This window comes from Gordonia sp. NPDC003376 (assembly GCF_053589235.1).
Genome location: NZ_JBSFRM010000011.1, coordinates 77,558 through 95,911, shown reverse-complemented (window position 1 = coordinate 95,911; position 18,354 = coordinate 77,558). Strand labels below are relative to the sequence as shown.

Sequence of the window (18,354 nt, the reverse complement as noted above, 5' to 3'; positions counted from 1 at the left end):
CCCTCAGCTGTTCGGGTGGCTACGGACACCCAGCAGAACATCCTCCCATGCCGGTACCGCGGGCTTACGGCCCTTGCGTCGTCGGGCCGCGGCCACCGGCGCCGGTTTCGGTTCGTGCTGCTGGTCGGACCCCGCTGCATCGGACCCCGCCGCATCGGACCCCTCGGGGTCGTCGGTGAGGTCCTCGTGACGATCGTCGCGCCGATCGCCGTCCGGACGGTCGTCGTGGTCATCACGTGCGCCCCGGGTCTTGTCCTCCCGCCGGGGCCGTTCGTCGCCGGTCTCGGCGGTGAGCTCGACGTACTCGGCCTCGACGACCTCGAAATCCATGGCGTAGGTGCCGTGCTCGTCGAACGGGGCGGGGCGCGGATCGTGGCGTGTGCGCTGCGCCCCGACGATCGAGTCCGCGTCGAAGGTCACCTGCTCCCGGCCGTCGTCGCCGACGTCGACATTCGGGTGCCGCGGCGACGCCTCGACGACGGGCGTCAACACCGGCATCGCGACCGGCGACAATCGCCGCCGCGTCTCGATCAGCTCGGGATGGGTCATCTCCTCGGCCAGGTCATCGAGGGGGTCGGTGGTCCCACCGTGCGAGCCCGGCTGGAACCGCCAGTGTGCGCGATGCTCGGTGTGCCCGAGATTCCAGGACACCTGCACCGCCCAGTGCCCGTCGTCGCCCTTCCACGCATCCCAGCTCGAATCGGCCGGATTGACGCCGAAGGCGACCAGCGCCTCGGTGGTGGCCTCGGCCAGGGTCGACTCCGACGGACCGTCGTGCCGGATCGGATGGGACAGGGCGGCGAGCTCGGCCGCCCGGGTGCGTTCGAGCAGCACCGGGTGGGCGAAGCGTTCGATCTTGTCGGTCCCGACACCGGCGATCGCGGCCACCTCGGCCACGGTCGCGCCGGCGCGGATGCGCGCCTGGATCTCACGGGGGCGCAGCGCACTGGTCATCTCGATCTCGATCTGACCGAGCCGGGAGAGATCACCGCGGGCGGCGGCGCGCAGGCGCTCGTCGGCGGGGACGGTGAACTTCTCACCCGACTCGGGATCCTGGAAGATGACCCGGGAGCCGTCGGCGTCGACGCCGACTACTCGAAGCTCGCGCATCTGCTCCTCCTCCGGTTGACCATGAGTGCGGGCATTGGGGTCAGGGTAGACCACAAACCGTGCTCTGGACGCCGGGACACGCGGCAAAGCCGCAGTTCAGCGCGGCCGATCTCGGTGACCGAGCCCTCAGAGGCGCTCGACGACGTGGTCGATGCAGGCGGTCAGCTTGCTGATGTCCTCCGGATCGATGGCCGGGAACATACCGATACGCAGCTGGTTGCGGCCGAGCTTGCGGTACGGCTCGGTGTCGACCACACCGTTGGCGCGCAGGGTCTTGGCCACCGCGGCGGCGTCGACGTCGTCGTCGAAGTCGATGGTGCCGACCACCTGGCTGCGCAGCGCCGGATCGGTGACGAACGGGGTGGCGAACTCCGACTTCTCGGCCCACGAGTACAGACGCGAGCTGGAGTCGGCGGTCCGGGCGACACACCAGTCCAGGCCGCCGTTGGCGTTCATCCACTGCACCTGGTTGTCGAGGAGCAGCAGGGTGGCCAGCGCGGGGGTGTTGTAGGTCTGGTTCTTGCGGCTGTTGTCGACGGCGGTCGGCAGCGACAAGAACTCGGGGCACCAGCGGTCGGTGTGGGCGATCTGGTCGATCCGCTCGATGGCCGCCGGGCTCATCAGGGCCAGCCACAGGCCACCGTCGGCGGCGAAGCACTTCTGCGGGGCGAAGTAGTAGATGTCGGTGTCGGCGGCGTTCACGGCCAGACCACCGGCACCGGAGGTGGCGTCGATCGCGATCAGCGCGTCGTCGGAGCCGTCGGGACGCACGACGGGCACGGCCACACCGGTCGAGGTCTCGTTGTGGGCCCACCCGATCAGGTCGACGCCGCCGAAGTCGTCGGCGGTCAGGGCGGCCGGGTCGGGGGCGGTGCCCGGATCGGTGGAGATCACCGCCGGTGAGTCCAAGAACGGGGCCTTCTTGGCGACGGTGGCGAACTTCGACGAGAACTCGCCGTAGGTCAGGTGCAGCGAACGGCGGTTGATCAGGCCGAATGCGGCGGCGTCCCAGAACGCGGTGGTACCGCCGTTGGACAGGATCACCTCGTAGCCCTCGGGCAGCGAGAACAGCTGGGACAGGCCCTCGCGGACCGAGCCCACGACGTTCTTGACCGGGGCCTGGCGGTGGCTGGTGCCGAACACCGAGGCGCCGGTGTCGACGAGGGACTGCAGCTGTTCTGGGCGAACCTTCGACGGGCCGCAGCCGAAACGGCCATCGGCGGGCAGCAGGTCGGCGGGGATGGTGATCGGTGTGGCGGCGTCGCTCATGGGGGCAATTCTAGGGATGTGCCCCCCGACACAGGGTTACCACCCTGCACGAACGCGGTCGCACCAGCGGATTCGACCCGGTCGGTCAGGGTCCGTCCCCGCCGTCCGGGCACCCCGACCCGGTCCTCGGGTGCATCCCGCCGGGCGCCGAGGGGCCGCTGTCGGCGAGCTCGACGCCGGCCGCCCAGCCCGGGGCCCGGCAGCCCGGTGGCGGCCCGAGCCGACCCATCTCGAGCCCGGCCATCGCCAGCGTCCAGGCCACCACCGAATTGGAGTTCCACATCTCGGTGGTGCCGGGTGCTCGCCGGCCCCACGTGAGTTCCGGGACCAGCGCGGTGTACTCGACGACGCGACGCGAGCGCGCCTCGTCGTCGGTGATCACCCGGCGCGCGATCGCAGCGGCCGCATCCGGGATGTGTCCGTCCGGCCGGCAACGGATCTCGTATCGGAAGAAGCGGGACACGCCGAGGAACCCGAGACCCACCGGTCCGGTGCGCCGGACCCCGCGGTCGCCGTCGGGGACACCCCAGGCCGGTGCCATCTCCACCCCGTGGCGATGCGCGTCCACGTCGACCACCAGGGCGGCATGGACGAGTCGGCGGGGTCGACGTCGGGCGATGCCGGCGCAGACCGCCTCGTAGGCACGGCCACACACCGGGACCACCCGGCCGCCCGCGCCCAGCGGGATCCACAGCAGGGTGACGCTCACCCGATCACGATAGAACCCGGGCGCCCGGTGTGCCGCGTCGCGATCCGGCCGGGCCGATCGGCAGTCGGGTGGGCCGCGGCGGCGTTAACCTCGGTGCATGCCCACGACCGGGGATGTGGTGATCGATATCCGGGGTCTGCGCAAGACCTTCGGCCGTTTTGTCGCACTCGACGGACTCGACCTGACCGTCCGGGCCGGTGAGACCGCGGGCTTCCTCGGTCCCAACGGTTCCGGGAAGTCGACGACCATCCGGATCCTGTTGGGCCTGTACCGTTCCGATGCAGGATCGGTCCGGATCTTCGGCGCCGACCCTTTCGCCGACGCCGTCGCCGTGCATCGTCGACTCGCCTATGTGCCGGGCGATGTGAGCCTCTGGCCACAGCTGACCGGCGGCGAGTGCATCGACCTGCTGCTCGACATGCGCGACGTCGGTGATCAATCCCGTTCCCGCCGGGAGGAACTCGTCGAGAGATTCGAACTCGATCCCACCAAGAAGACATCGGCCTACTCGAAGGGCAACCGCCAGAAGGTGGCGCTGGTGGCGGCGTTGAGCGCCGACACCGAGCTGCTCATCCTCGACGAACCCACCGCCGGACTCGACCCGCTGATGACGCGGGTGTTCGCCGACTGCGTCCGCGAGCGCGCCGCCGGGGGTACCGCCGTGCTCATGTCCAGCCACGTCCTGTCCGAGGTGGAAGAGCTGTGTGAGTCGGTCACCATCATCCGGGCCGGACGGACGGTGCAGGCGGGAACCCTTGCCCGGCTGCGACATCTCCGGCGGTCCCGGGTCACCGCGCTCGTCCTCGGTGACCCGGGGGTGCTCGCCGGCATCGACGGGGTCCATGATCTCGAGGTCGGAGTCCCGGCCCGGCACGGCACGCCGGTCACCTTCACCGTGGACGCCGCCGCACTCGGCGAGGTGACCGGGGCCCTGGGGCGAGCGGGCGTCGGCGATCTCTCCGTCGAACCACCGACGCTGGAAGAACTGTTCCTGCATGCCTATTCCGACGGTGCGACGTCCCGCGCGACACCGCCGGTGAGGCCGTGATGGGAGATCTGTTCGCGCACACCGGACTCCTGGTGCGCCTCGCCGCCCGTCGCGAACGCATCACCATCCCGGTCACCGTCATCGCATTCGTCGCGATCAACGCGGCCACCGCGGCCTCGATCGCCGCGTCCTACGGGGATGCGGACGAACGTCGGATGCTGGTCGCCGGACCCGGGTCGAATGCCGCGTTCCGGTTCTTGCTCGGCCCGGTGGTCAGCGACGAATCCACTGCGGCACTGGTGGTGTGGCGCGCGGGATTGTTCATGGTCACCGCACTGGCGGTGGTCGCGGCGCTGACCGTCGTGCGGCACACCCGCAAAGAGGAGGAGCTCGGTCGCGGGGAGCTGATCCGGTCCGCGGTGACCGGCCCCCTGGCGGTCCCGGCCGCCGCCACCATCGTGACCGCGGTCCTGTGTGTCGTGGTGGCCGCCGGCATGACGGCGGTACTCCTGCCGCTCGACGGTGGCTCCGAATCGGTGTCGCTGTTCGCGGTGTTCTGTCAGTACGCGTGCACCGGGCTCGCCGCAGCCGGGGTCGCGTTGCTCACCGCGCAGGCCGCCACCACCGCGCATCTCGCGAATCGTCTTGCTGCGGTGGTGATCTTGTCGGGCTATCTGCTGCGCGGCGTCGCCGACACCGCAGACGGATGGGGGTGGCTGCGGTGGGTCACACCGATCGGCTGGGCGGAGCTGATCGAACCCTACGGCGTGAACGATCTACTGCCCGCACTCGCCTGCCTGGCGGTCTTCGTCGTGTGTGCGGGTGCGGCGGGATGGGTTGCGCTGCACCGGGACCTGGGTGCCGGGATCGTCACCCCACGCCCCGGGCCCGCCCACGCCGAACGGCTGGGGTCGATCGAGGGCGTCGCCGTCCGGGTACACGCCCCGATCCTGGGTTCCTGGATCGTCGGTATCGGCGCCTACGCCCTGATCATCGGCTTCATCCAACCCTCGGTGTCCCAGCTCGCCGACGGCAACGCCCAGGTCACCGAGATGCTGCGACAGTCAGGGCTGGCCGCGACCCTCACCGACCTGTTCGTGTTCACGATGCTCTCGCTGCTGGCGGTCGCGGCATGTGGATGGTCGGTGAACCTCGCCGAGCGGCTACGGGCGGAGGAGGACGCCGGGCGCACCGAGGTGCTGTTGGCGACGCCGTTGGGCCGCACCCGGTTCCACGCCGCCCACCTGGGGCTGGTGGTCGGCGGGTCGATCGTCTTGCCGCTGGTCGCCGCGTCGGCGATGACGCTCGGCAACGGGATTGCCGGGGGCGGCTGGATGCGGCCGGCGGCGCACGCGTTCGCGGCGGCCACCGCGCAGATCCCGGCGGTGCTGGTGGTCGCGGCCGCCGCCGTGCTGCTCTACGCGATGCGGCCGGGGCTCACCCATCTCGGGTGGGGACTGGTGATCGCGGCGCTGTTCCTCGGACCGCTGGCCGGGATGTTCGACCTGCCGCAATGGGTGCGGGATCTGTCACCGTTCAGCCACACCCCGGTGGTGCCGATCGAACCGATGCGGTGGCTGCCGCTGGTCATCTGTGGGGTGATCGCGGTGGCCCTCGGCGCGGCCGGCCTCTGGCGGTGGGCCGGCCGCGACGTGGGCTGAACGCCGATCAGCCGCTCAGGAGAAGACGCGGTCCTTGGCCTCGAGGGCCTTGTCCTTGGCGTCCAGGCCGAGTTTGGCGACGACGGCGGCGCGGGCCGCCGGATCGAGCTGATCGATGGTGTCCTCGATCTTCGCGGTGGTGGCGTCGACGATGGTCTTCTCGCGTCGGAGGATCACCGTGAGTGCCACGAGAGCCCCGAGGCCGAGCACGATGAGAGCGATCTTCACATTCTTCGACATCGACGGATATCCCTTCGGTTTCGGTCGTCACGGAGGTCGTGACCCACACTCCAGCATGCCCGGGATCGGGCGCCTGTGGGGACAGGCGCCGCCGGAGCGTCACAAACCGGGCTTCACCACGTCACCCCAGCCCTCGACGTCCTCCGGCCGACGGGGAGCGGCGCCGGTGTAGGCGGCGGCCGGACGGACCAGCTTGCCCAGCCGTTTCTGCTCGAGGATGTGAGCACACCATCCGGCGGTCCGGCCACAGGTGAACATCGCCGGCATCATGTGCGTCGGCACCTCGGCGAAGTCGAGGATCACCGCCGCCCAGAACTCGACGTTGGTCTCGATCGCCCGATCGGGACGACGTTCCCGCAGCTCGTTCAGGGCGGCGAGTTCGAGGGCCGCGGCCACCTCGTAGCGCGGTACGTCGAGCTGCTGGGCGGTACGGCGCAGCACCCGGGCGCGGGGATCCTCGGCCCGGTACACGCGGTGGCCGAAGCCCATCAGCTTCTCCTTGCGGTCGAGGATGCCCTTGACCAGCGCGCGTGCGTCACCGGTGCGCTCGACCTCCTCGATCATCGGCAGCACGCGGGCCGGCGCACCACCGTGCAGCGGCCCCGACATCGCGCCGATCGCCCCGGACAGGGCGGCGGCGACGTCGGCGCCGGTGGAGGCGATCACCCGGGCGGTGAAGGTGGAGGCGTTCAACCCGTGCTCGGCGGCGCCGACCCAGTAGGCGTCGATCGCCTCGATGTGCCGCGGATCGGGGTCGCCCTGCCATCGGGTCATGAAACGTGCTGTCACGGTGGGACACTCGTCGATGATCCGCTGCGGGACGGCGGGCTGGTGGATGCCGCGGGCCGACTGCGCGACATAGGACAGCGCCATCACCGATGCGCGGGCGAGGTTGGCGCGGGCGGTCGCGTCGTCGATGTCGAGCAGCGGCTGATATCCCCAGATCGGGGCCAGCATCGCCAGTGCGGCCTGCACGTCCACGCGCACGTCGCCGGTGTGGATCGGCAGCGGGAACGGTTCGGCCGGCGGCAGGCCGTCACCGAACCGGCCGTCGACGAGCAACGCCCACACATCGGCAAAGGTCACCTTGTTCTCGACGAGGTCCTCGATGTCGACCCCGCGGTACCGAAGGTTGCCGCCGTTCTTGTCGGGCTCGGCGATCTCGGTGGTGAAGGCCACCACCCCCTCGAGGCCGGGAACGAAATCGTCGGGGACCTTCACCGCCATCGCGGGACCACCTCTCTCCACACGACGTCGTGGGAAGTTGTGTCTGATGCCGGGCTGTGGCATCTCACCAGCACTTTAGGTCAGCGAACCCGGTGGGGCACACCGGGGAGCCGACGACCGACCGCGGGAGTAGGTTCTACAGGGGTGAGTGACACATCGATTCCGCCGGCGACCCCGATCTCGCCGATCGATCTGCCCAACATGCGGGTGGGGTACGGCGGTGGCATCCCGCCGAATGTCGGCGACGGCGACCGAGCGGCGGGCGCCGACGGTGTCCGCGACAACCTCGATCCGAGCTGGCTGCGTGGTGATCCGCCCTGGCTCGACCTGTTCGGGGTGTGGCTGCGCGAGGCCGTCGAGGCGCGAATCCCCGAACCCAACGCCATGGTCCTCGGCACCATCGACCCCAACGGCGTCCCCAACACCCGCACCGTGCTGTGCAAGGGCGCCGACGAGGCGGGCGTGGTGTTCTTCACCGGTTACGACTCCGACAAGGGCATCGACCTTGCCGCCAACCCGGTTGCCTCGGTGACCTTTCCGTGGATCGCTTTGGAACGGCAGGTGCATTTCCGCGGTGCGGTGGTGCCGGTGAGCCCGGAGGAGACCGAGGCCTACTGGCGCATGCGCCCCCGCGGTTCGCAGCTGTCGGCGCTGGCATCGGATCAGTCCCGCCCGATCGGTAGCCGTCACGAGCTCGAGGCCAGGGCGGCCGACGTCGCCGCCCGGCATGGCGGCATCGACGGCGACGACCCGATCCCGGTCCCGGCCGACTGGGGTGGCTACCGACTGGAGCCCGCCCGGGTGGAGTTCTGGCAGGGCCGGGCCAACCGGTTGCACAACCGCGTCCGGCTGTCGCTGATCGACGGGATCTGGCAGGCCGCCCGGCTGCAGCCGTGACGAGTCGGTGACACCGGAAGGGCCGCCCGGGAGGGCGGATGGTCCCTGGATAAAGTGGTGTCGGTGCGCCGAATGCTTGCCGACACCACGTCACTGCAGAATCCCTTCTTCCGGCGGCTCTGGACTGCGAACATCGTCACCGTCGTCGGGGCGCAGCTCACCGTCGTCGCCGTCCCGGCCCAGATCTACGAGATCACCGGCAGCTCCGCATATGTCGGTCTGACCGGTATCTTCGGCCTGGTCCCGCTGGTGGTCTTCGGCCTGTGGGGCGGTGCGCTCGCCGACGTCCTCGACCGACGACTCATCCTGGTGTGCACCACCATCGGACTGATCGTCTGCAGCGGCCTGTTCTGGATGCAGGCGGCCCTCGATCTGCAGAACGTCTGGCTGATCCTCGCGTTGTTCGCCGTCCAGCAGGGGTTCTTCGCGGTGAACCAGCCCACCCGGACCGCCGTGTTGCCGCGCCTGCTGCCCGACCACCAACTGCCCGCGGCGTTGAGCCTGAACATGACGGTGATGCAGGCCGGTGCCATCGCCGGGCCGTTGATCGGTGGAGCGCTCATCCCGGTGCTCGGGTACTCGATCCTGTACTTCCTCGACACCCTGTTGCTGATCCCGACGCTGTGGGCGGTGATCCGGTTGCCGAAGCTGCCGCCGGAGAGTGCCGCCGCACCGAAGGTCGCCGGCTTGCGGTCGGTGCTGGAGGGCCTGCGCTACCTGGCCGGACACAAGATCCTGCTGGCATCGTTCCTCGTGGATCTCATCGCGATGATCTTCGGTATGCCGCGCGCATTGTTCCCGCAGATGGCCCACGAGAACTTCGGCGGACCGGCCGGTGGTGGTCTCGCCTTCGCCCTGCTGTTCGTCGCGATCTCCGCCGGTGCCGTCCTCGGTGGTGTCTTCTCCGGATGGGTGTCGCGGGTCCAGCGGCAGGGCCTGGCGGTGATCGTCTGCATCCTGATCTGGGGTGTGGCGATCACCGCGACCGGGGTCGCGGTGGCCTTCGCCGGTGGTTCGGCGATGCCGATGCTCCCGGTGGTGCTGGTGCTGCTGATGATCGGTGGTGCCGCAGACATGGCGTCGGCGGCGTTCCGGCAGGCCATCCTGCTCGCGGCGGCCAATGACGAGGTCCGTGGCCGGCTGCAGGGTGTGTTCATCGTGGTGGTCGCCGGCGGACCGCGGATCGCCGACGTCGCCCACGGTGCGGCCGCGGCCACCGCGGGCGTGGCGCTGACCACCGCACTCGGCGGTGTCGGGGTGATCATCGGGACCATCGTTGCGGCACTGGCCATCCCGGCCTTCGTGGCCTACCGCGTGAACCGTCCGGGACAGGCCCTCACCGATGTCGGATAGCGTGTGATCAGCGAGTTCTCCGATTCGATGTCACCATGGACGCCATGACTGCCCCCGTCCACCCCGTGGAGTCCTTTCACGTACCGGCCATCGACATCACCCCGTATGTCGCCGGGGGTGATCCCGCCCAGCGGGCCGTGGTCGCCGCGCAGATCGACGACGCGGCGAGTTCGCTCGGATTCATGCAGATCCTCGGCCACCAGATCCCGTCGGTGGTGATCGAGGAGTTCACCGCGGTGATGGACGACTTCTTCGCCCTGCCGCTCGAGGAGAAAAAGGCCTACCGCACCCCGGCCGAGATCAACCGCGGCTATGCGCCCCCGAAATCGGAGTCGCTGTCGCTGAGCCTCGGCATCGAGTCGGCCGACCGGATGAACGACTTCTTCGAGGCGTACAACGTCGGCGTCGAGGCCGGGGAGTACCCCGACCTGGAACTGCCCGCCGACCACTACGCCGACAACACCTGGCCGGCGGTCGAGCACTTCGAGGCGGCGGTGTCGACGTACTTCGTCGAGGCCCGGCGGGTGGCGCACACGCTCACCCGGATCTTCGCCGACGCGCTCGACCTGCCGCCGGACTTCTTCGACGGCTACACCGATCACTCGCTCGACGTGCTGCGGATGAACAACTACGCCCTGCCCCCGGGAGAGATCGACCTGGACGGTGAGCTCACCGGCATGGGGGAGCACACCGACTACGGGATCGTCACCGTGCTGTGGGCCGACCAGGTGAGGGGGCTGCAGGTGCTCGACCACCACGGCACCTGGCACGACGTCGCCCCCGAGGACGGTGCGCTGCTGATCAACCTCGGCGACCTGATGGCCCGCTGGACCAACGAACGGTGGATGTCCACGCTGCACCGGGTCAAGCCGCCGATCGTCGACGGCAGCATCGAACGTCGCCGTTCGGCGGCCTACTTCCACGACGGCAACATCGACGCCACCATCTCCACGTTGCCGAGCTGTGTCGGCGCCGGGAGCCGCTACTCGCCGATCACCGTCGGCGAGCACATCGGCGCCAAGCTCGCGGGTTCGCGTGCCGGGCAACCGAATCCGTACGCCCGCCGTGAAGCTGCGCGTGTCCGCCAGGCGATGCAGCGACGGCGGTAGCGGTCAGACCCTCCACACTTCGGCAGACACTCCGGGCAAAACCCGGAGCGTGTGCGTAAGTGTGGAGGGTCTGCCTACCGCGACGCCGGGGCGAACAGTCGGGCGGCGTTGTCGTAGAACACCCCACGCAGCCAGTCGTCCCCGAGATCGAGGTGCACGATCGCCTCGAGGGCATGGGTGTAGGTGTAGGGGATGTTGGGGAAGTCGCTGCCGAACAGGATCTTCGGCCCCGTATCACGCAGCCGGGGCCGGAGTTCGGGCGGATACGGCGCGGACTCCTCGGAGAAGTCGGTGAACGACATCGTCGTGTCGAGGTGCACGTGCTCGTAACGTTCGGCGAGGGTGAGGAACTCGTCGTATTCCGGGGTGCCCATGTGCGCGATGATCAGCGGCAGCGACGGGAAACGCCTGAGCAGTTTGATGATCGGGACGGGCCCGGTGTAGGTGCCCGGCGCCGGGCCGGAGCCGCAGTGGATGATCACCGGCACCTGCGCGTCGGCCAGCTGCGACCACACGCCGTCGAGCAGCGGGTCGAGTGCCGAGTAGTCACCGACCTGGATGTGGCACTTGAACACTCGTGCACCGGCCTCGATCGCGGCGGCGACGTAGCCCGGTGCCGACTCCTCGGGATAGAACGTGGCGGTGTGCAGGCAGTCGGGATGGTGGGCGGCGAAGTCGGTGGCCCATCCGTTCAGCCACTCGGCCATGTCGGGTTTATGGGGATAGACCAGCGACGAGTAGGCGCGCACCCCGAACGACTGCAGCGCCGCCGCCCGCACGTCCTCGTCGGCGCGATAGGTGATCGGCCACTCGCGTCCGAGCAGCGGGCCGGCCGAGTCGAAGTAGGCCCACACCTTGTCCATCACCGACCGCGGCATGAAGTGCGTGTGGACGTCGATCAGCCCCGGTAGCCCGAGGGGCTCCCAGACGGCCCGGACGTGACTGGCCTCCAGCTCGCTGAACGGGGTGGCGGCCTCCTGGTGGCCGGGAACAGCACTGTCCATGTGGCCGACGTTACCCGCCTCACTTGAGGTTCGAGGGTCCCGACCAGTTCTTGGGGACGATGAACACACCCTCGGCCTCGGCGGTCACACCGTCGGCGTCGGACAGCGTGCCGCGCACGATCTTCTTGCGGCCGTCCCGCTCGACGATCTCCGCCCGCGCCGACAGCGCGCCGAGCGGGGTCGGACGACGATAGGTGACGGTGATCGTGCCGGTGAAACACGGGACGTCGTCTGCGGCCGCGGCCTCGCCGAGCATCTGGTCGAGGACCATCGCACATACACCGCCGTGGACGTGGTGGGCCGGTCCCTCATAAGCGGCACCCAGGGCGAATTCCGCGGTGACGCCCTCGCCGTCGGCGACGGTACGCACCGGCGGGGCGATCGCGTTCCGCACACCCATCACGGCATTTCCCCAGGGCATCCCGACCGCATCGGTGTTGAACCGCACACCGTACGACCCGTCGATCTGACGCGAGCGCAGGTCCGCGACCACCTCGTCGATACGACGACGGGCGACGTCGATGTCGGCGTCGTCGACCTCGGTGCGGATCACCGCGTCGATCAGATCGCGGACGGAGTCCGTGAGTGGGCCGTAGACCCCGCGCCGCCGGTCGATCTCGTCGGCGGTGATGTCCTCGAGGGTGAACTGCATGGCCGCTCCTGTGGTCGTTCGTCGGGGTCGCTTACCTGGGCTGTCTGTCCCGGGGCGGCCCTCGCGGAGCTGCGCGGGAACCGACACACACAGATAGAACGTGTTCTAATCTTGCCCGAGAACGTGTTCTGATTCCACTGGGCATCCGGCACGTTCCACTGGGCATCCGGCAAGGATGATCGATGGCCGACGGTGGTGTGGGCGAGGTCCCGGGGTCTCCGGGATGCTGTCGGCGACCTCCTCTGGGGTCGTGCCCGAGGTCCGTCGAGTGGGCGCCCGAATTCGTCGACCGGGCACGGTCGCGCTGCACCACCGGCGGTCGGGAGGATGTCAGCGGGAGTCGGTGACTTGCGATCCGTCGACGGCGTAGGTGGCGGCGATCGCCGAGATCTGCAGGCGTAGACCACGATCGAATTCGTCGAGGTGGTCACAGGTCGCCAGGTCGGCGGCCAGCATCCGGACATTGGGAAAGCGGTCGTCGTCGAAGAGCGAGGCGTTCGCGGTCGAGGCCACCGATCCGCCGAGTCCGATCTCGCGGATCAATGCCCCGATCAGGTACGCGATGAACATCCGAAGAACCCGCACGCGTTCCGATTCGGGGATGCCCGCCCGCCGCGCGGCCTCGAGGGCGGCCTCGACGAGGGGGATGATCGACGGGAAGTTGAGGTGGCGCGTCAAGACGAGTGGCGCGGTCTGTGGGTAGCGGATCGCCGCGACACGGAAGGCGTGGCCGAGCGCGATCATGTCGTCTTGCCAGGAGTCGGTGGCGGGAGGGATCTCGACGGAGTTCAGGAGTCGCTCGGCCATCCCGTCGAGCAGATCGGCCTTGTTGTCGATGTGGTTGTACAGCGACATCGTCTGGACGCCGACCGCCGCCGCGACCTTGGCCAGCGACAACTTGTCGATGCCGTCGGACTCGGTGAGGGTCAATCCCGCATCGATGATCTCTGTCCGGGTCAGCGGGCCCCGGTCGGTCCGACGTCTCGCCACCTGTGCACCTCGCCGTCTCCGCACGTTCTCGCTGCCACGTTCCCATCGCGACGTTCCCGTCGCGATCACCTCTTGACCAAGCCTAACTTAGCCCATAAGTTGATCCTACTTATGACATAAGTCTGAGACTGAATGGGAGGTCACCGATGAGTGAGGCAACCACGTGGGAACTGCCGGCGGAAGGACGCTGGGTCGTACCGGAGATGGCCAGGGTGTCACCGCTGGATCGTGGGCAGATGGGATGGGCGGCCCGACTCACCCTCCGCCTGATCCGCCGCCGCACCGACTACGACGGCGACTTCACGGTGTTCCGCACCTTTGCCCGCCTCGGCAGCATCTTTCCCGCACACTCGGTCTTCCTGTCGCAGATCCTGTTGCGCGGCAGGATCTCCGCGGCGCACAAGGAACTGGTCATCGTGCACGTCGCATGGCGCACCGGCTGCGCCTACGAGTGGGCCCACCACGCCCACATGGCCGGTGCGCTCGACGTGACACCCGACCAGATTCGGGCCGTGTCCACTGCGGTGCCGGCCGTCGACGACCCGATTCTCGCTCAACTCCTCTCCGCCGCGGCGGTTCTCGTTGACCGAGGTCACCTCGACGAGGCGGAATGGACGGCGCTGTCTGACGCCACGAGTCCCGATCGGGCCCTCGAACTGTGCCTGCTCGTCGGCCACTACGTGATGGTCGCGATGGCCATCACGAGTGCCGGCATCCAACTCGAACCCGAATTCCGATCGACGTCACCGGAAGGCAGGTCATGACGATCTCCATCGACATCCTGGAAACCGGCACCGTCGCCATCCGGCCCAGCCATCGGACCCAGTCGGCGAGCCGGCCCGTCCTGCTGCGGCGCGCCCGCGTGCTGACCGATCGGCGCTGGACTGCACCGTTGCCGATCAACACCTATCTGATCCGGCATCCGGAGGGAGCGATCCTCGTCGACTCGGGAGAATCGCCGCATGTCTCCCAGCGGGGGTTCTTTCCGTTCTGGCAGCCTTTCTTTCACGTCGCGGTGGACCTGCAGGTCGGCCCGGAGGAGGGGATACGCAGCAGACTCGCCGAGTACGGCCTCGTGCCCTCCGATCTCACCGCGGTGATCCTGACACATCTGCACCACGACCATGGGGACGGCATCCCTGATCTCGGCGGTGCACCCATCTATGTGAGTGCCGAACAGTGGGAAGCCAACCGCCGCTACATTCCGGCGACCATCGAGGGCGCAGTGCCCAAGCGATGGCCACATGACTTCACGCCGCGGATCCTCCAACCATCCGGGCCCCCGGTCGGGCCGTTCACCCGGAGCTACCCGATCACCTCCGACGGCACCGTCTTCGCCGTCGACACCCCTGGTCATGTCCCTGGTCATCTGTCGGTCATCGCACTCGACGACGACGTCGCCTACTTCTTCGGCGGCGACAGCACCTATGACCAGGAGCTTCTCGATGCCGAGCTGACCGACGGCGTGAACAGTGCGCCGCGGCAGGCCATCGAATCATTGCGTGCCATCAAGGAATTCGCCCGGACGCGACCGACGGTGATCCTGCCCGCTCACGATCCCCGAGCCGGCGAACGACTCGCCACCAAGGCCGTCTACCACCCATCACCCCGGAAAGCCGCACCGTGACAACCGGTGACGGCGTCCGTCGAACGGAGGAACCCACATGCCCACGATCCTGATCACCGGCGCGTCCCGCGGCATCGGCCGTGCGATCAGCACCCACCTCGTCGAACGTGGATGGACGGTGTATGCCGGGGTACGTGACGTCGTCGACGCTCCACCCGGCACCACGCCGGTGGAACTCGACGTCACCGACGCGACCCATGTCGACCGGCTCGCAGCACACCTCCCCGACACCCTGGACGCCGTGATCAACAACGCCGGGGTCGTGGTGGCAGGTCCGGTGGAGAGTCTCACGCCCGACGCGCTGCGGCGTCAGTTCGAGGTCAACGTGGTCGCCCAGATCGCGATCACCACGGCGGTGCTGCCCCTCCTGCGGGCCGCCGGTGGTCGGGTCATCTACATGACGTCGCTGAACGGCCGATTGTCCACCCCCATGACCGGAGCCTACAACGCGTCGAAGTTCGCGCTGGAGGCTCTAGCCGATGCTCAACGAGTCGAACTGCGCCCCTGGGGAATCCCGGTCGTCTGCATCGAGCCCGGCCCCATCGACACCGACCTGTGGCGGACCGCCGACGACCTGATCGAGGAGAACCGGGCCGGGATGTCACCGGCCATGCAGACTTTGTACGGCCCTCACCTGGCCGGTCTCGCCTCCACGATCGGCTTCGTCCAGCGGACGGCGTCGCCGGTCGAGAACGTCGTGCGCACCGTCGACGTGGCACTTCGTGCGCGCCGTCCCCGGGCCCGGTACACGGTCGGCGTGTCCGCAAAGGTCCAACTCGTCGCGGCCGCACTGACTCCGACAATTCTCTTCGATCGAGTCTCGGCACGGATCGCCGGCATCCCCGCGCGAGTCGGTTGACGGCTGGGCTTGCCGCTGGAAGCTCCACGAAGAGGTGGGGGCGCTCCTGAGGTCGGCTGTCTGAGGGTTTCGACTCGTCTTGTCGCGGCGCTCCTCGTCGGCTCAACCATCTTGCAGCACTGGTTGATTGAGCCGGGACCGAACTTCGCGAGGACCCGAGTCGAAATCTCTGGAGACTACCTCGGATCGTGACCACCTCGGAGGTGGTCACCTCGCGAACCCGGCCGCCCGAGGTTTCGACACGCCTCGTCGCTACGCTCCTCATCGGCTCAACCACTGCCTGCCCGTTGGCGATTGTGATTGGGTAGCGACCACCGTTGCTGATTGAGCCGGGACCGAGCGTAGCGAGGACCCGTGTCGAAATCTCTGTAGTGTGGGCTGGGTGGTGACCATTTCTGAGGTTTCGACTCGTCTCGTCGCTACGCTCCTCACCGGCTCAACTCAACCACCACCTGCCCGTTGGCGATTGTGATTGGGTAGCGACCACCGTTGCTGATTGAGCCGGGACCGAGCGTAGCGAGGACCCGAGTCGAAATCTCCACAGCACACGCCGGGTAGCAACCACATCCGAGGTGGTGTCGTCGACGAACCCGGCCGCCCGAGGTTTCGACACGCCTCGTCGCTACGCTCCTCATCGGCTCAACCACCACCTGCCCGTTGGTGATTGAGCCGGGACCGAGCATCGCGAGGACCCGAGTCGAAATCTCCGCAGACAGCACCGGAAACCAACCACGACAAAACCCTTGCACACACCGTCGAACACCTGTACCATAAAAGAATCTTCACGCGACAGGGGGTGAGCGTCGATGACCAACGAGACCGATACCGGTACAACCGAACCCACATCCGACGCGGCCCGTGCACTCGCCCTGATCACGCAAGGGTTGGACCTACTCGCCGCCGCCGACCTCACCGCCAGCAACGCCGACACCCTGATCACCATCGCGAAAACCGCCGAAAAATCGTTGAACCGGTTGACCTTCCAAAGCGACCGGGTGATCACCGAAATCAACCACCGAGACATCCACCGCGACCGCGGCTACCGCACCATCTTCGCGTTCATGGACACCGAACTCCACGCCTCCAACTGCAAAGCCCGACTCGAACGGATGGACCGCGTCCAACCCGAACGATCCCTGACCGGCGAACCCACCCAACCCGAATACCCCGAACTCGCGAAAGTGTTCGCCTCCGGCGACGCCGGCACCACCCACATCGACATCGCCCTGTCCTGGCTCAAGAAAATCCCCCTCGCCGCCGCCTACGACGAAAAAATCGCCGCCGAACGCACCCTCGCCGGACACGCCACCGAATTCGGGGCGTCCGCACTCGGCACCTGCGGCTCCCGCATCATCGCCCACATCGACCCCGACGGCGAGTTGATCGAGAAGAAAGACCGCGACCGTCGACGCGGAATCACCCTCGGCAAACAAGGCGCCGACGGCATGTCCAAACTGTCCGGCTACGTCGACCCCATCCTGCGGGCACGACTGGAAACACTGTTCGCCGCGTGGGGTAAGTACGGCGTCAACAACCCCGACCATCCCAACGGCCTGAACGGGGACAGCCGTGCCGCCGAGATGGTCGACCCCGACGCCCTGGAGGCGGCGGCGGTCAAAGACATGCGCACCCAACCCCAACGCAACCACGACGCGGTGAACGCCCTGCTGACCGCCGTGTTCGCCGACGGAATGCTCGGCACAACCAACATGGGTGTGCCGATCCAGTTGATCGTCAAAACCGATGTGAACGACCTGATCCGCGAAGCCGGGTATGCGGTCACCGCGACCGGAACCCTGATCCCGATGCCAGACCTGATCGACCTCGCCGCCGACGCCCAAATGTATCTGTCGGTGTTCAAAGACCACACCGCGATCCCCCTGTACTTCGGGCAAGCGAAACGGGTCGCCACGAAACATCAACGATTGATGTTGTTTTCCGCACCCGACGGCCATCACTGCTCGGCACCCGGATGTGACCGGGCAGCGGCACACGTCGAAATCCATCATGCGGTCAACGACTTCGCCGACGGTGGGCGTACCGACATTATCGAGTTGGCTCCGGCCTGTCCCACCCACCACCGCATGGTGGGTGACCAGCCGGGCCAGTACACGACCGGGAAAGTCGGGTCGGGTCCGGATGAGGGCCGTACCTGGTGGCAACGCAACACCAAACCCGGCCAACCCGACAACGAGAAACAGGTCAACCGGTTACCGGATGTCGGGCAGCAGTATGTGGAACACCTGGCACAAGTACGTGCCGAAATCCACGGCACCGAAACCAACACCAGCAGTATCGGTCAACCGGGCAAGGTGACTCTCGACAGCACCACCGACGACGGGTTCGTCATGATCGACGACGATGCTCTGGTGATCACGGTGTTCGACCCACCCCTCGCCCTCGATCCGGAAGATCCCGATCCGGAGGACACCGGGATGAGACTCCCCATCAGGGAAGTCATCACCCCCGTCGGGCCGATCGAGACCCGCCTGGTCGAGATCTTGGAAGGCCTCGGGCTCTGAGCTGTCGGAGCGTTGTCGGGGTTCGTGGTGGTCGCGTTGGGGAGGTCGGCTGTCTGAGGTTTCGACACGTCTCGTCGCTTCGCTCCTCATCGGCTCAACCAGCAACGACGGCTTGCTGATTGAGCTTGTGCGTTCGT

At 67.9% G+C, this 18,354-nt stretch carries 17 protein-coding genes; 9 read left to right on the top strand and 8 right to left on the bottom strand.

Annotated features, from left to right (window positions below):
* Positions 1 to 3 precede the first annotated feature (3 nt).
* The 3 genes from sepH to ACWDUA_RS13470 all read right to left on the bottom strand — a co-directional run bounded on the left by sepH (position 4) and on the right by ACWDUA_RS13470 (position 3,088).
* Positions 4 to 1,110, bottom strand: a complete 1,107-nt coding sequence (gene sepH, locus ACWDUA_RS13480) for a septation protein SepH (protein ID WP_449751511.1) — start codon at positions 1,108 to 1,110, stop codon at positions 4 to 6.
* Between the two features lie 126 nt (positions 1,111 to 1,236).
* Positions 1,237 to 2,379 carry a phosphoserine transaminase gene (gene serC, locus ACWDUA_RS13475; protein ID WP_449751510.1) on the bottom strand — a complete coding sequence of 381 codons (1,143 nt, stop codon included), beginning with the start codon at positions 2,377 to 2,379 and terminating at the stop codon, positions 1,237 to 1,239.
* 85 nt (positions 2,380 to 2,464) lie between these two features.
* Positions 2,465 to 3,088 carry a hypothetical protein gene (locus ACWDUA_RS13470; protein WP_449751509.1) on the bottom strand — a complete coding sequence of 208 codons (624 nt, stop codon included), beginning with the start codon at positions 3,086 to 3,088 and terminating at the stop codon, positions 2,465 to 2,467.
* Positions 3,089 to 3,185: 97 nt separating this feature from the next.
* Between ACWDUA_RS13470 and ACWDUA_RS13465 the strand changes: the two genes are divergently transcribed.
* A complete protein-coding gene (locus ACWDUA_RS13465; protein WP_449751508.1) occupies positions 3,186 to 4,136 on the top strand; it encodes an ATP-binding cassette domain-containing protein in 951 nt (316 codons plus the stop codon).
* Positions 4,136 to 5,737 carry an ABC transporter permease gene (locus ACWDUA_RS13460; RefSeq protein ID WP_449751507.1) on the top strand — a complete coding sequence of 534 codons (1,602 nt, stop codon included), beginning with the start codon at positions 4,136 to 4,138 and terminating at the stop codon, positions 5,735 to 5,737. Before ACWDUA_RS13465 ends, ACWDUA_RS13460 begins: the two co-directional genes overlap by 1 nt.
* Before the next feature lie 15 nt (positions 5,738 to 5,752).
* On the opposite strand, the gene ACWDUA_RS13455 is transcribed toward ACWDUA_RS13460, so the two are convergent.
* A complete protein-coding gene (locus ACWDUA_RS13455; RefSeq protein WP_449751506.1) occupies positions 5,753 to 5,977 on the bottom strand; it encodes a hypothetical protein in 225 nt (74 codons plus the stop codon).
* 99 nt (positions 5,978 to 6,076) lie between these two features.
* Complete coding sequence (locus ACWDUA_RS13450; protein WP_449751505.1) at positions 6,077 to 7,204, bottom strand: citrate synthase 2; 1,128 nt, start codon at positions 7,202 to 7,204, stop codon at positions 6,077 to 6,079.
* A 201-nt stretch (positions 7,205 to 7,405) separates the two neighbouring features.
* Between ACWDUA_RS13450 and pdxH the strand changes: the two genes are divergently transcribed.
* The 3 genes from pdxH to ACWDUA_RS13435 all read left to right on the top strand — a co-directional run bounded on the left by pdxH (position 7,406) and on the right by ACWDUA_RS13435 (position 10,563).
* The gene (gene pdxH, locus ACWDUA_RS13445) at positions 7,406 to 8,101 is read left to right on the top strand and encodes a pyridoxamine 5'-phosphate oxidase (protein WP_449751584.1); all 696 of its coding nucleotides are present in this window, start codon (positions 7,406 to 7,408) and stop codon (positions 8,099 to 8,101) included.
* A gap of 63 nt (positions 8,102 to 8,164) precedes the next feature.
* Entirely contained in the window at positions 8,165 to 9,454 is a 1,290-nt protein-coding gene (locus tag ACWDUA_RS13440; RefSeq protein WP_449751504.1) for an MFS transporter, read from the top strand.
* Positions 9,455 to 9,489: 35 nt separating this feature from the next.
* Complete coding sequence (locus tag ACWDUA_RS13435; protein ID WP_053776646.1) at positions 9,490 to 10,563, top strand: isopenicillin N synthase family dioxygenase; 1,074 nt, start codon at positions 9,490 to 9,492, stop codon at positions 10,561 to 10,563.
* Positions 10,564 to 10,637: 74 nt separating this feature from the next.
* On the opposite strand, the gene ACWDUA_RS13430 is transcribed toward ACWDUA_RS13435, so the two are convergent.
* The 3 genes from ACWDUA_RS13430 to ACWDUA_RS13420 all read right to left on the bottom strand — a co-directional run bounded on the left by ACWDUA_RS13430 (position 10,638) and on the right by ACWDUA_RS13420 (position 13,209).
* On the bottom strand, positions 10,638 to 11,567 hold the full coding sequence (locus ACWDUA_RS13430; protein ID WP_449751503.1) for an amidohydrolase family protein: 930 nt from the start codon (positions 11,565 to 11,567) through the stop codon (positions 10,638 to 10,640).
* Positions 11,568 to 11,586: 19 nt separating this feature from the next.
* Positions 11,587 to 12,219: a PaaI family thioesterase gene (locus tag ACWDUA_RS13425; RefSeq protein WP_449751502.1), complete on the bottom strand. Its 633-nt coding sequence runs from the start codon at positions 12,217 to 12,219 to the stop codon at positions 11,587 to 11,589.
* 330 nt (positions 12,220 to 12,549) lie between these two features.
* Complete coding sequence (locus tag ACWDUA_RS13420) at positions 12,550 to 13,209, bottom strand: TetR/AcrR family transcriptional regulator (RefSeq protein ID WP_449751501.1); 660 nt, start codon at positions 13,207 to 13,209, stop codon at positions 12,550 to 12,552.
* A gap of 146 nt (positions 13,210 to 13,355) precedes the next feature.
* Between ACWDUA_RS13420 and ACWDUA_RS13415 the strand changes: the two genes are divergently transcribed.
* The 4 genes from ACWDUA_RS13415 (at position 13,356) to ACWDUA_RS13400 (ending at position 18,217) form a co-directional block, all read left to right on the top strand.
* Entirely contained in the window at positions 13,356 to 13,973 is a 618-nt protein-coding gene (locus tag ACWDUA_RS13415) for a carboxymuconolactone decarboxylase family protein (protein ID WP_449751500.1), read from the top strand.
* Positions 13,970 to 14,836 (top strand): N-acyl homoserine lactonase family protein, encoded by an 867-nt coding sequence (locus tag ACWDUA_RS13410; protein WP_449751499.1) that lies wholly within the window; start codon positions 13,970 to 13,972, stop codon positions 14,834 to 14,836. Before ACWDUA_RS13415 ends, ACWDUA_RS13410 begins: the two co-directional genes overlap by 4 nt.
* 37 nt (positions 14,837 to 14,873) lie before the next feature.
* Positions 14,874 to 15,695 (top strand): SDR family NAD(P)-dependent oxidoreductase, encoded by an 822-nt coding sequence (locus ACWDUA_RS13405; RefSeq protein WP_449751498.1) that lies wholly within the window; start codon positions 14,874 to 14,876, stop codon positions 15,693 to 15,695.
* Between the two features lie 806 nt (positions 15,696 to 16,501).
* The gene (locus tag ACWDUA_RS13400; RefSeq protein WP_449751497.1) at positions 16,502 to 18,217 is read left to right on the top strand and encodes a DUF222 domain-containing protein; all 1,716 of its coding nucleotides are present in this window, start codon (positions 16,502 to 16,504) and stop codon (positions 18,215 to 18,217) included.
* Positions 18,218 to 18,354: the final 137 nt, after the last annotated feature.